9 protein-coding genes are annotated in these 13,729 nt (G+C 48.3%); 6 read left to right on the top strand and 3 right to left on the bottom strand.

Annotation, left to right across the window (positions count from 1 at the left end):
• Positions 1-79 precede the first annotated feature (79 nt).
• Complete coding sequence (locus NDI48_20850; GenBank protein MEP0833616.1) at positions 80-604, bottom strand: DUF4330 domain-containing protein; 525 nt, start codon at positions 602-604, stop codon at positions 80-82.
• A gap of 419 nt (positions 605-1,023) precedes the next feature.
• On the opposite strand from NDI48_20850, the gene NDI48_20845 reads away from it, so the two are divergent.
• Positions 1,024-1,872 (top strand): M48 family metallopeptidase, encoded by an 849-nt coding sequence (locus NDI48_20845; GenBank protein ID MEP0833615.1) that lies wholly within the window; start codon positions 1,024-1,026, stop codon positions 1,870-1,872.
• A gap of 157 nt (positions 1,873-2,029) precedes the next feature.
• Here the strand turns inward: NDI48_20845 and NDI48_20840 are convergent, their stop codons facing one another.
• Positions 2,030-2,776, bottom strand: a complete 747-nt coding sequence (locus tag NDI48_20840) for a serine/threonine protein phosphatase (protein ID MEP0833614.1) — start codon at positions 2,774-2,776, stop codon at positions 2,030-2,032.
• A 400-nt stretch (positions 2,777-3,176) separates the two neighbouring features.
• On the opposite strand from NDI48_20840, the gene NDI48_20835 reads away from it, so the two are divergent.
• Positions 3,177-3,776 carry a tRNA isopentenyl-2-thiomethyl-A-37 hydroxylase MiaE gene (locus NDI48_20835; protein ID MEP0833613.1) on the top strand — a complete coding sequence of 200 codons (600 nt, stop codon included), beginning with the start codon at positions 3,177-3,179 and terminating at the stop codon, positions 3,774-3,776.
• Positions 3,777-3,826: 50 nt separating this feature from the next.
• Positions 3,827-4,354 (top strand): GNAT family N-acetyltransferase, encoded by a 528-nt coding sequence (locus tag NDI48_20830; protein ID MEP0833612.1) that lies wholly within the window; start codon positions 3,827-3,829, stop codon positions 4,352-4,354.
• Positions 4,355-4,438: 84 nt separating this feature from the next.
• On the opposite strand, the gene NDI48_20825 is transcribed toward NDI48_20830, so the two are convergent.
• Entirely contained in the window at positions 4,439-5,128 is a 690-nt protein-coding gene (locus NDI48_20825) for an ABC transporter permease (protein ID MEP0833611.1), read from the bottom strand.
• Positions 5,129-5,447: 319 nt separating this feature from the next.
• On the opposite strand from NDI48_20825, the gene NDI48_20820 reads away from it, so the two are divergent.
• From NDI48_20820 to NDI48_20810, 3 genes are all read left to right on the top strand, one after another.
• Entirely contained in the window at positions 5,448-6,089 is a 642-nt protein-coding gene (locus tag NDI48_20820) for a pentapeptide repeat-containing protein (GenBank protein MEP0833610.1), read from the top strand.
• Positions 6,090-6,256: 167 nt separating this feature from the next.
• Entirely contained in the window at positions 6,257-7,024 is a 768-nt protein-coding gene (locus NDI48_20815) for a hypothetical protein (protein ID MEP0833609.1), read from the top strand.
• 213 nt (positions 7,025-7,237) lie between these two features.
• Entirely contained in the window at positions 7,238-12,511 is a 5,274-nt protein-coding gene (locus NDI48_20810) for a CHAT domain-containing protein (protein MEP0833608.1), read from the top strand.
• Positions 12,512-13,729: the final 1,218 nt, after the last annotated feature.

The following is a 13,729-nucleotide window of genomic DNA, read 5'->3' as shown; positions in this document are numbered from 1 at the left end:
GAAGTGAGCTACAGGCTAAGCTTATGACCAATTCTTAGACCAGAGACCCCTTACTTCTTCCTTCATCCTTCAACTTTTTTTACTGTACTCTGACTTCAATGACGCTAGCTCTGAAGTTGTAATCCGTGCCCTCCAACTCCACTGGCGTGCCAATTTTAATTTTGTTATTACCTAACACTGGGCCATCTTTGGTAATTTGTCCTTTACCAACCAAGGTCATCGTCATATCAGTACTAAAAGAGTTAGACCTCGGATCGGGTAGCTCTTTGACCGTGCCATCCGGCTGTGGCACCGCTAACATGGATGGCAGTGTCTTTACAGACTTAATATCAACCTGACCGTAGGGTTGATTGCGAATGATGATATTGGTCGTCTTTTTCTCCGCAAATTGCTTGAGTAAGGCGTCGGGATCGCGCACAGAAAGACCCCGAACAATCAAATCCACTTCTACGGGTTTCGTTGCACCGCCCATTTGTGCCACAGAGCCGGTGGTGCCGGGAAAGAAAAAGATACCGACAATCACTAATAAAATCACCAAGGTAGCACCCACGTCGAGAATGCTCACCTTACCAAATAAACGTCCTTTAGAATCCAAAATAGCCATGAAACGTCGTGCGTGTGTCTTTGCCAACCAAACCATCCAAGAAGCATTCTCTAGCACAATTGATGAAAAGGCTAGCTAGATGCTCATGATGACAGTCCTGTGATAAGTTACCACGACTGATATAACAGATCAGCAGGATAGGGTCTGCCTTGCGGCATAAATTCTCGTCCTGTAGAGTATGGGTTTACCAGACTCGATGATGGGTTTGGGAACAATAGACCTATCCGAAAAATTGGGATATAACCGACGTGGCTAGTCTAGGTTTTGGGGACAGCGTAACGCCTCCTACGACTCAACGACTTTTTGGGATAGCCTTGACCATCGGTGACAGGATCAGACCGAGATGGCAACTAAACGCCCCCAAAGAACGTCCTTGTTTTCTAAGCTGATTAAATATAGCTGTGTTAGCCGTATTCGCCATGTTTAAGTTTTTGTCCTCACTGTCCTATCGTTATCGGCATCGCCTGTTATCTCCTGTAGTATCCTTCGTCTTGGCGTTGAGTCTTGTCGTGGGTATCGCCCAAGCATCGCAAGCCTCTTTGTTTGACCTCATTCTTAACGGGATTCAGGTCATCCAGCTATCCAATATTTCCAATAATCAGGAAGTTCAAATTGGTAAGCAGATTAATAGCCAGCTAGTCGGCAGCGAGATTAGGCTCTATCGTAATTCTGAAATTAATCGCTACGTCAATGACATTGGTCAGCGCTTGGCACAAAAGAGCAAACGCCCTGATATTCCTTATACCTTTCAGGTGGTTAATGATAAGAGTATCAATGCCTTTGCCACAATGGGGGGGTTTGTTTATGTTAATGCGGGTTTGATTGCCGCCGCAGACAATGAGGCTGAGTTGGCGAGTGTGATGTCCCATGAAATTGGTCATATTGTTGGGCGTCATTCCATTGGGCAAATGCGGCAGGCGGCGATCGCCAGAGGCGTGGCGTCAGCGGCTGGACTAGACCGCAATACGATGGTCAATATTGGAGTAGAACTAGCTTTGAAGCGTCCCAACAGCCGCAAGGACGAGTTTGAAGCCGATCAAATGGGATTACAAAACTTGACCAAAGCAGGCTATGCGCCCTCGGCGATGGTTTCCTTTATGGAAAAGCTGCTGAAGGCCAGAGGTTCTGTTCCTACTTTCTTGAGTAGTCACCCGGCAACCTCAGATCGAATTCAAGGGCTACAGCAAGCCATTGGCTCGCAAGGGGCAAATGCAGGAGATGGCTTAAATACAACCGCCTACAAAACCAAAATACGCGCTCTGTTATAGACCCCGCCCTGTAAAACCCGTCTCTGCTAAGGGACGGGAATGTCACAATGAATTCAAAATTCTGATTTCCAAATGGGAACTCCCTGCCTCAAGACAGGGGTTTTAAACCTTGAATAAATGGGCTTTTGGCCTTTTGATTCCAATGCAGCCGTAGTCACTAGCGTACCGCGGAGCGGCGTGGAAGGATATTAGAAGGCTCGACCCGTGTCACCGCTTCCGCCAGTGGTAATTTACGCAGGCGGCGGCGAAAGACGTTGGCTTGATACACCAGGGAATTGGTGAGGTCTACAGCGGTCATCCAGCCACTTTTGGGATGATAAGCACCCGTATCGATATCGAGCCAACCTCGACCTTGGGCAAGTTTGCCAGGAAGCACTCCAGGCAGGGTAAAGGTGATGGTATGACCTGTGATAATGAGTTTATTGGGGAAGTAAGGCTGTGGCATACTGTGGAATTCATCACGAATCCAGCAGAATTGCTCCGAGGTTTGCTTCTCTAGGGGAATTCGGGGATGGACACCGGCATGGACTAACCAGGTATCTCCTAAGTCCATATAGGTGGGTAGCGTCCGCATCCACTCAATATGATCTTGGCGTACACCTGCCTCGCCATAGCTGTTAACGGTACTGTGACCGCCACTGTACAGCCATGCTTGCAGCGCAGGGCCATAGATTTCTCCATCACCCAAAATATCGAGTAACATTTGTTCGTGGTTACCCAACAAGCAGAAGTAGGGGCTTTCTTTCACAAACTCCACTACCTTAGCGCTGTGAGGCCCCCGGTCAATCAAATCACCGAGGAAATAAACTTGGTCGTCGCCAGTAGGGGCGATCGCATCCAATAAGGACATCAGGGCGTCATAGTGACCATGCACGTCACCGATAACAATACGACGATGGGTCATTTTTGCTTTTTTAATATCCAATTGCACCAATACCAGGCAGCACCCTTAGAAGTTAGCTTGCGTCAGTGTCGTCACGATCACCAAGGCATACTTACTGTTCTCAGTATGCCCAAATTCTTCTGGACGATTCTCAGCCAAAGTAATTATTTATGAGTTAAAACAGGAACCAACAGCCGAATTTCTGATTCCAAGAGAGAATCTGTAAGTGTTAGGTCTTGCTTGGCACCAGACCCTGTATTCTAAAAAGATGCATTTAAGGGCAGGTGATGTGTGCCTTTGATTGAAAGACTTTTAAGCTGTCAAGATAGTTCCTCAAGCTCAAGTGCCTTAAAGTGAAGAGTATCCGTAACAGTAGCAAGCCTTTGTCCTGTTCTAAGTTGAGTTGATTCCCTGAAAAACTGTGTCTTCTTCCACACTGTCAGTTATTAACACCCTGAAGCAGCCTACTCGTTGGGAGTGGGTTGAGCAAGCACTCACTCACCTAAACATAATTTTACTCGACCACTCTCATTGTGAGCGTAAGGCGGCGGGAGTTGCTCTAAACTTGATGTTTCGCTACCCATCCAACACGCAACTGGTTCGTCAGCTAACGGCGATCGCTCGTGAGGAGTTGGAACACTTTGAGCTGGTTAACCAGTGGCTGGAACGACGCGGTGTTCCTTTGGCTCCCCTTTCAGCACCTCCCTATGGTGGGGGATTGACGGCTTTAGTTCGTCGGACTGAACCGGAGCGATTGTTGGATTCATTGCTGGTTTCAGGTTTGATTGAGGCTCGCTCTCATGAGCGTTTGGGATTACTGGCGACTCACTGCCCCGATCGCGAGTTAGCTGAATTTTACCGGAGTTTGATGGCCTCTGAGGCGAGGCACTATGGAGTTTACTGGGTGCTCGCGGATACTTATTTTGAGCGGGATGTGGTGAAAGCGCGGTTGGAGGAGTTGGCGATTCAGGAGAGTGAGTTGTTGGCAACGCTGCATCCTGAGCCAAGAATTCATAGCTAACTTCAGGGCAACCGCATTCCTCAACATTTGCATTTGAAATAGAGTTTGATATGCCCGTCAGTGATACAGACAACCCCAACCCGTATGCTGAAATACGACAGGAAACGTTCTACAAAGACTTTTTGATTCGTGCCTGGGAGCCTCGCGATCGCGAAGCCGCCGCCGCCATTATCAGAGATGCTCTGACGGAATATGGCTTGCCTTGGGAGCCTACTGGGGCTGACCGAGATGTTTTAGAGGTAGAAACCTTTTACACGGCGGTAGGGGGAGAGTTTTGGGTGGTAGAACAACAGGGACAGTTAGTGGGAACAGGTGCTTACTACCCGATCAAGCGAGGAAATCACGCCGTCGAGATTCGCAAAATGTATCTGGCTTCGCCTGTACGGGGGCAAGGGTTGGGGAAATATTTGTTACAGCAGTTAGAAAACGCGATCGCAGATCGAGGCTTCCAGGAAATTTGGATTGAAACAGCTAGTGTCCTCAAAGAAGGCGTTAAGTTATACGAAAGCAGTGGTTATCAACCCGCAACGGGTGTGGAGACAAAGCGGTGCGATCGCGTTTATGTCAAGTTAATATAGCCGTTCAAAAGATGCATAGACTACAGGCTAGGGGCAAAGCCTGTCTCGCCCTTACACAGGAATGGGTTTAACTCATTGGTTAACTTAATTTAGGGTTGATTCCACTTGCTCATGATGCTTGAAAATCAATGACTTGCCTGTTGGTGGCTGTAATGATCGTTGTAGAACACTCAAACTCACCTCTGCTATGAGTGCTAATACCGCCACAGGAATCGCGCCCACCAGCAGAATGGCCTTGTCATAAAGGGCAAAGCCCAGCACAATAAAGCTACCTAACCCCCCAACACCAATAAAAGCAGCGAGTGTTGCGCTAGCGATCGCTTCTACGGATGCCGTTTTGATGCCAGCGATAATCACAGGTAAGGCTAGGGGAATTTCCACCTGCTGTATCACTTGTAGGGGTGTCATTCCCATGCCTTTGGCGGCTTCTTGAAGGGTGGGTTCGATACTCCGAAACGCCACATCTGTACTGATCAGAATCGGGGGCATGACCAAAATCGTGAGTGCGATCGCTGCTGAAGTAAAGGTGAGTCCGAAATAGGGAATGGCAACAAATAAAATAGCCAAACTGGGAATCACCCGTAAAGCATTAAAGCTGTTAATTAATATCGTTGAGGTTGAGCGCGATCGGGAACTGAGAAAGCCTAAGGGTAAACCCAGCCCTAAGCCAATTGCCATCGGGACTCCCACTAGGAATAAATGTTGAGTTATAGCGGCAATCAATTTATCTAGATGGCTACTCGCATATTCCATCGCTTTCATTAAAGTATTCATGAGTTTTTATTGATTTAACCTATAGAAAAATGCCATCTTTGTGATTGATAAATCGAATGAAAATAAGGATTGTAAATTTAAATTCCAAAACTCACTGTTAGGAAACTTAGCAATTATATATTAGAGTCAACGATTCTAGTCCGGTTGAATTTCAACTCAAAAAAGGAATTGCGAGACGTGATCGCCTTTTATAATCCCAGCATCCAGCCACAGATGCGGGGAATTGGATGCTAACTCCTAGAGCAACAATGACGCCCATTTAGGTTTGGGACTGGATTTTGGAAAAATTCAGTTAGAGTCAACTCCTCAAAACAAATATATGAATGCTATCGAACTTTTGGAGCGTTATGCGGCAGGAGAAAGATCTTTTGATTTTCCTAATCTAGAAGGGATTAATCTAAGCGATACCGATCTCAGGGGTGCCGACTTCAGGGGTGCCGATTTGTTTGATGCCAACCTGAGGAGTGCTGATTTGAGTGATGCCAACCTGGGAGGTGCCATTTTGAGTCAAGCTGTCTTGAGCGGTGCGCTCCTCAGTAGCGCTTTTCTGAATCGTGCCGTACTCCGTGGTGCCATACTCCATGGTGCGATTCTTAAAGGTGCAATTCTCAACGGTGCCAATCTGAGCGGAGCTGACTTATATCATGCCAACCTGAGTGGTGCGCTTTTAGGCCAGGTCGATCTGTATCATGCTTATCTCAGTAGTGCCATCTTAAGAGAAGCTGACCTATATCACGCTTATTTAAGAGAGGCTAACTTATTTGGTGCCAACCTGAGGAGTGCTAACCTAAGTGGAGCCGATTTGACAGGAGCCAACTTGATGGCGAGCAATTTGAGAAGTGTTAACTTGTTCGGTGCCAACCTGAGTGATGCCAATTTGGGGGGAGCCAACATGAGGTGTGCGCTGATTTGTAAAACAATTATGCCCGATGGAGAAGTATCGAATCGAGATTGTCTGTAAAGGGTGCTATTCGTTTTTAAATCTGTTGAAGTCCAATACAGGCAACTTGGATGCAAACATCTCTAAAGTCTTACTTACCCACTTGTCCTTTGCAATATCTGAACTAGCATAGACAGAGCTTTCAGCTGATGAGCTTTATTCTTTTGAGATAGGTAACACGGCCAGCTATGAAACGCAGATCTATTCCTGAGAGCGAGCTGTTAAGCAGCTTTTTAGGGTATGCCACAGCCGGCTTCGTTTTCGTCAATACCCCATTGTGGGCTATAGCCTTTGCTGTTGCTTTCGTGCTAGCTGAAGCCATTGGCTCTTGGGCAAAACTCATGCCGTTTGTTTGGGTTGAGGCTTGGGTTGGGCTTGTGCCTATAGCTTGGGTTGGACTTGTGGTTGTGGCGAGGGCTGGGGCTGGGGCGGCTGGAGCTGTGGCTGGGGCTGGAATGGCTGGGGCTGTGGCTTGGTTCGTTCTTTGGGCGATATCCCGGCATGTGGCTTTTTCGTTGCCGCGTGGACGGTTGGGAAGTGCCATCACGATGGCTGTTTTTTCTGGGACTGGGGCTGTAACTTGGTTTGTATTTGGCTCGGTGGCTGGACGTGTCGCGTTGGCGATGAGCGCGGGTAAGTTTTTTATTGTGATTGTGGTGATTGCTTGGGCTTGGGCTTGGGCTTGGGCTTGGTTCGTGTTTGAGGCGTTAGCTGGAATTGTTGTTGGGGGCGTGGTATGGGTAGCTGTTGGGGTGGGGTTTGCCTTTTTAGCTGGGGCTGCCGTTTGGACTTGGGCTGTCGCTGGCGCTGTCGCTGGGTTTATTGTGGCGGCTGTATCGAAGGCGAGGAAGGAATTACTCCAGTCTTTTAGTAAGTCCCATACCTTTATGATTATGGCGGGAACCTGCTTGTCAGGGCTAAGTTTGGGGCGATTATTAAGTGAACTGTTTTTTTAGTGGCATCGCTTTTTGAAGACAGGATTTACACAACTGGCGAGCGTATTAAAGCGCTGATTTGATTCAGATGATATTGAATTTAGGTATTATAAATCTGACTTATTTTGTCAATCTATTAAAAGAAAGAATTGTGTAAGAAACGCAAGTATTATAAAGGGGTCTGAAGGCTTAATGTCGCTAGTGCTCTAAAATTTGAGTGCAGCGATTTAAACGATGAAAAAAGTTCTCCTAACACTTGCCGTCTTCGGGTTGACTGCTGCTCTCCCTCACAAGACCCTGCACGCCCAAGGAATCGTGCCCGCAGCGGATGGGACTGGCACCATTATCACTCCTGACGGGAATCAATTGAAGATCCAGGGCGGTTCCCTTTCTCAAGATGGGAGCAATCTCTTCCACAGTTTTCAGCAATTTGGACTCCCAGAAGGCCAGATTGCTAATTTTCTCTCACAACCTTCTATTCACAATATTCTGGGGCGGGTTGTCGGAGGTGACCCTTCTATCATTAATGGTCTAATTCAAGTCACAGGAGGTAATTCTAACTTATATTTGCTCAACCCAGCCGGGATTGTTTTTGGTGCCCAGGCGAGTTTGAATGTACCCTCTGACTTCATGGCGACGACAGCTACGGGTATTGGGTTTGGTGAGAAGAATTGGTTTAACGCTGTAGGCGGGAATGATTACCCAAGCTTAATCGGCACTCCCAGTCAGTTTGCCTTTGACTCTGCTCAACCTGGAAGCGTGATCAATGCAGGTAATCTCACAGTTTCCCCAGGACAGCATTTAACCTTACTGGGTGGCACTGTGATCAATACCGGGCAACTAACCGCACCATCTGGGACGATTACACTCGCGGCTGTCCCCGGTGAGAGTTGGGTTCGGATTAGCCAAACCGGACATTTGCTGAGTTTGGAGATTGAAGCACCCAGGAATCAGGCTGGGCAGTTACTCTCTATTACACCTCTCAATTTACCCACTCTACTCACGGGAGTACCAGCAAGCCTAGAGACAGGGCTGAGTGTTTCCCCAACCGGTACGGTACAACTGAGCCATTCTGGAACAACTATCCCAACAGACTCTGGTACTGTGTTTGCTTCAGGTACCCTGAATGCTTCATCCCCCCTAAGCCCCCCGAACCCAGGCGGAGAACTCGCAGGGGTGGGTGGTTCGATCAATGTTTTCGGCAACAAAGTCGGTGTGATCAGTGCCAACCTCAACGCCTCTGGTGCTTATGGGGGTGGCACGGTGAGGATTGGCGGTGATTTCCAAGGGTTAGGCACTGTACCCAATGCCTCTCGCACCTTCATCAGTGCTGATTCCATCATCCAGGCTGATGCCTTACTCCAGGGCAATGGTGGTCGTGTGATCGCCTGGGCAGACCAATTAACAGGTTTTTCCGGTCAGGTTAGCGCCCGTGGCGGTGCCAATTCCGGGAATGGGGGCTTTGTAGAAATTTCGGGTAAGCAAGATTTGGCATTCCAGGGACAGGTGAATGTGGGTGCAACTCAGGGAATCAGTGGCACGATTCTGTTCGACCCAACCAATATCACTATTGTCCCTACAGGTGCCAACGATAACCAACTCAATGCCAATGTTCCGAATGCCAACGACCTAGCAGGGGCAATTTTCGCTAGCGATGGGGGGGCGGTGGACTTCACCCTTTCCGCTGGTGTCCTTGCCGCTCAAACGGGCAATATTCTTCTAGAGGCAACCAATAACATTACCATCGCCCCTGGTTTGTCACTAAACTTTGCCAGTCCGGGTGGGACGATTACTTTTAAGGCCGATGCTGATAACAATCAAGTTGGGTCGTTTGCGATGGATCAAGCCCAATCCATCACAGCAGCGGGGAGAAATATCACGATTTCGGGCGCGAGTGTTACCGCTGGAACCATCGCCACTTTCACCAACGATGGGGCGGGCAACCCAGGGGGTAATATCAACATCACCGCAACCAATGGCAATGTCAATGCCGTGAGTCTCAGGGCTGACTCTGAGCCGGGAACGGGCAGTTCTGGCAATGGTGCTAATATCACTGTCAATGCCTCTGGGCTGATTAACATCACGGGGACGATTGAAACCGACTCCCAGACACCAGGGAACTCTACCGCTTCTGCCGGTAATGGCGGGAACGTGATTTTGAATGCGGGTAAGGGCATTGCTGTTGATGTGATCGATACTCGCTCTCAAACCAATGGTTTTGGCGTTAGGACTGGCAATGCTGGGAATATCAGTCTCACAACCACAGAGGGAGACATTACCACCAGCCTGCTGTTCCTTCCCGCACTTGTGAATAATTTGAATGGAATTGGGGATGCGGGTAATTCCGGGAATCTGACAATTAATGCCCCTCAGGGGAACATTGGCGTCAATACTCCTTTGGAGGGAATTGTGAGCCAAGCACTGGGGGGTGCAATTTCGGGCAACGCGGGTAATGCTGGAGCGATCGCCCTGAATGCAGGTGGCGATATTAGCATTAGTGGCACTGTTGGGATTAACGCGAGTTCTCAATCTAACCAGGGCACCAGTGGCAACGGCGCTAACGTGACCCTAAGCGCGGGTAGTGGCAATATTAGCTTCAGTGGCAGCACCATCAATACTTCCAGCGACAGCCAAAGCGGTGGCAATATCAGCTTGACGGGCAATGTCACGCTCAATCAGCCCACAGTTACCCTGGATTCCACCGGGCCGGCATCTAACGGCAACATCACCTTCAATCGCTCACTGGATGGGACGACGACTGGGGCGCAAAACTTAATTGTAAATTCCGGCAATGGCACCATTACTTTTAATGGGATTGGTCAGCGTGTACCCCTCGGCAGCTTAACCCTGAATAGCACCGGGATGATTCAGCTAGCGGGCGAGTATACCTTTCTCAATGGCTACAGATTCAACAATCCCGTCACGCTCATTGGCGACACCAGGATTAATACTCCTAGATTCCTGGTATTTAACAGCACTCTCGCCGCCGGGGTAAATAATCTTACCTTGAATGCCAACGGCATTGACTTTCTCCAGGCGGTGTCGGGAACGGGTAATTTAATACTTCAGCCGTTGACTCCCGATCGCGCGATCATACTGGGAGGGAGTGTCGATAATAGCTTGACTACGTTAGATCTAATAGCCCGTGATCTCGCCGCCTTACAGCCTGGATTTAACAGCATCACCATCGGCAGTGCATCGGGGAGCGGTGCCATTATCTTAGCTGGGGATACAACATTTAATGACCCAGTGATCTTGCGATCGCCCGTTGGCAAGGGTTCAATCAACACCAGCGGGTTTACCTTAACTGGAACGAACAACGCCACCATTAGCCTGTTAGCCAACCAAGAGATTACCACGGGCAATATCATCAATCCGGGTCGAGCCATTACCCTAACCAGTCTGTTCGGCAACATTAATACGAGTGCGGGGACACTGAACTCCAGCTCTTCTATCACTCAAGGTGGGAATATTACCCTGAAAAGTGATAACGGAGCCATTACCACCGGAAACCTCAACGCATCGGGACTAACCGATGGTGGCAACATCACCCTGAACGCCCAGACTCAAATTACAGCGGGTCAAATCAATACTAGTGGGGCGTTTGGACAAGGTGGCAATATCATCCTTGAGCCTTCTGGTGCTATTCAAGTGAGTTCAATTAATGCCCAGGGAGGCACCCAAGGCGGTAGTGTGGATATCACCACGGAAAGTGTATTCAGAGCCATCAGTACTTTTAAGGCTGCCAATGGGGAATTGGTTAGTATTTCTACTCTTGGCGGAAATCGTGGCGGTGATATCACCATTCGACATGGAGGTGGGGGAATTATTCCCTTTGATGTGGGGAATGCCACCCTGAACGGTACAGCGGGAACACTGACGAGTGGCGAGTTCACAATTGCGCCGCTTGCCTCCTTTCCCTTCACCTATACGCAAGGCAATATTCGGATTATTAGTGTTAACCCACCCCTTACCCTGCCGACTCCGCCGGCTGTTTTGCCGACTCCACCTGCTGTTTTGCCGACTCCACCTGCTGCTCTCCCCACCCCCGCTCCTACGGTATCGACTCCATCCCTCACTCCTGTTCAACCACACTCCACTCCTCCTACTTCTAAACAAACCATCAATCCCATTGGGCAGCTTCCAGTTCGAGAAGAGCTAGAGAAACTACCACTGCTTCCCAACCATGACTTAGGGGCTTTGCAGATTGACCAATCATTGAGCGACGAGTTTGCCGAAGGGCTGGGATTGGGTGAGACTCGTCCCGTCACTCTCTCCCAAGCGCGTAACCTGCTACGCGAAGTCGAGAGTGCCACGGGTATTAAACCCGCGCTGATCTATGCAGTGTTTGTTCCTTCGACCATTACCCCAGTCCCCGCCACACAGAAAGGAAACAGCAACGCCGGGGGAGAAGCTATTGAATCCAACTTGTTCCGTTCGCTGACGCCTGATGTTAACGTTAGCGCCGCCTCTCGGCAGCAGGATCGCTTGGAACTGATTCTGATCACGGCTGAAGGAAATCCCATTCGCCGCTCCGTGAATGTAACAAGAGCCGAAGTTGCCCAAATGACGCAGGAATTTCGCACTCAAGTGAGCGATCGCACTAACCGTTCAGGCTTCCTTGTTCCCGCTCAACAGATGTATCGGTGGCTAACGGCTCCTCTTGAGGAGGATTTACAACAACGGAAGATCAAAAATCTGGTTTACATCATGGACACCGGATTACGCAGCATCCCTTTAGCGGCGCTTCACGATGGTCAAAATTTCATCATCGAACGATATAGCGTTGGCTTAATGCCCAGTCTTTCGCTCACCGATACTCGCTATGTCAATGTGAAGAATACCTCGGTTTTGGCAATGGGGGCGTCACAATTTGTGGGGCAAAGTCCTTTACCTGCTGTACCCATGGAAATATCGACCATTGTCGGCAAGTTATGGTCGGGAAAATCTTACCTAAATAACTATTTTACTCTCGAAAATCTTCAAGCCGCTCGACAGGAAACCTCCTATGGCATTATCCATTTAGCCACCCATGCTGAGTTTAAAATCAGTAATCCCCAAAAGTCCTATATTCAGTTTTGGAATAGCCAACTGCACCTCGATCAATTACGAAAACTAGCCTTGAATAAACCGGCTGTAGAACTATTAGTTTTAAGTGCTTGTCGCACAGCTTTAGGGGATGAACAGATAGAACTCGGATTTGCGGGGTTAGCCGCGCAAGCTGGAGTGAAGTCGGTTTTGGGGAGTTTGTGGTATGTCAATGACCAAGGAACATTGGGCTTAATGGCTGAATTTTACAACCAATTAAAACAGGCTCCGATTAAAGCCGAAGCCCTACGGCAAACTCAATTAGCAATGCTCAATGGAGAGGTGCAATTACAGGAAGGAAAGCTGATGACCAGCACGGGTAGCTTCCCCTTGCCGCCAACTCTAGCGCGTGTAGGAAATAACCAATTTTCCCATCCCTACTACTGGAGTGCTTTCACGATGATTGGTAATCCTTGGTAATCATTGATACCGCTCAGAAGAACGGCAAAATCGACTCAAGTCACTCAAACGTTTCTTGAGACTGCGAGTTTTATCCTGTACTAGAAAGGGTGCAATTCCAAGGCACCCTTAAATAAGAATGCAACTTAGTAGGAGACGCTCACGGAAATGTTAAGCCTCTCGGTGAGAAGTTCCTACTTTTTTTGTTTTTATTTCTATAATTATAAAATATTAAAAATATCGAACTGAGTAAAAGAGTCTTCAAGACCTAATAGCTGAAAGCCGCTCTACTAATTTTGTAAACTAATGTAAATAAAAAGGAAATTCTGCGTAAAAATAAAATCTCATTCAGACCAATAAGTAGCAGCTAAAAATTAAAAACTTGGCTATTTGCCGGCATAGCCAATGCAAATCCTACGCTGCAACTATTACTTACCCAAGGAAGATTTATGTCTACAAATAGTGATGGCATGTTTAATTGTCAGATTGGGAAGGAAGATACCGATAGTTTGCTCGGAGACTTAAAGGCTGGTACTCCCTTGATCAATTATGGGATTAATGATGTCCTCAATCCTGGATTAGGTACACCTAAGTTGATCGACGATCACTTTGACAATGGTATTAGCACGTTACAGACAGATAGTATTACTGACAACAGTGACGCTGACCCATTGATTGGTAGCAGTAATCATCACCATAGTGACTCGCTGGGACATTCTAGCCATGACCTTCAGCCGAGTAACGCTGCCAATAATACCTTAGTTCAGCCGATCAGCGACCTGCCTAACTACATTGATGCTCTGCTCCCAGCTAATCGCCCGCGTTGGAACTCTGGCAGTCCATTCGGCACACCTGTGACGATTACCTTTAGCTTTATGGAAAGTCGGCCGTCCTATGCTCCTGCCAACTGGACTAACTTTAACACCTTCACAGCAGAGCAAAGAGAGTTTACTCGGCAAGCGTTACAACTTTACGCCGATGTCGCCAACATCAATTTTGTTGAAGTTTCTGATGCTGGTGGTGGGGGAACAATGCGATTTGGCTATGCCACGAACCCCGGTGCAGCCGGTTGGGCATATTACCCCTCTTCTGCTCCCAGTGGTGGCGATGTCTGGATGAGTAACTCTGCCTCTAATTTGACGCCCGGTACCTGGTACTTTGGTACCTTACTCCATGAAATTGGTCATGCTCTGGGCTTGAAGCATCCACACGATGGCTCAGTCAATCTACCAACCTCAC

Source organism: Microcoleus sp. AS-A8 (genome assembly GCA_039962225.1).
Classification (GTDB): domain Bacteria; phylum Cyanobacteriota; class Cyanobacteriia; order Cyanobacteriales; family Coleofasciculaceae; genus Allocoleopsis.
Note: the sequence above shows the minus strand (reverse complement) of the source record. Positions and strands in the feature narration are given on the sequence as shown.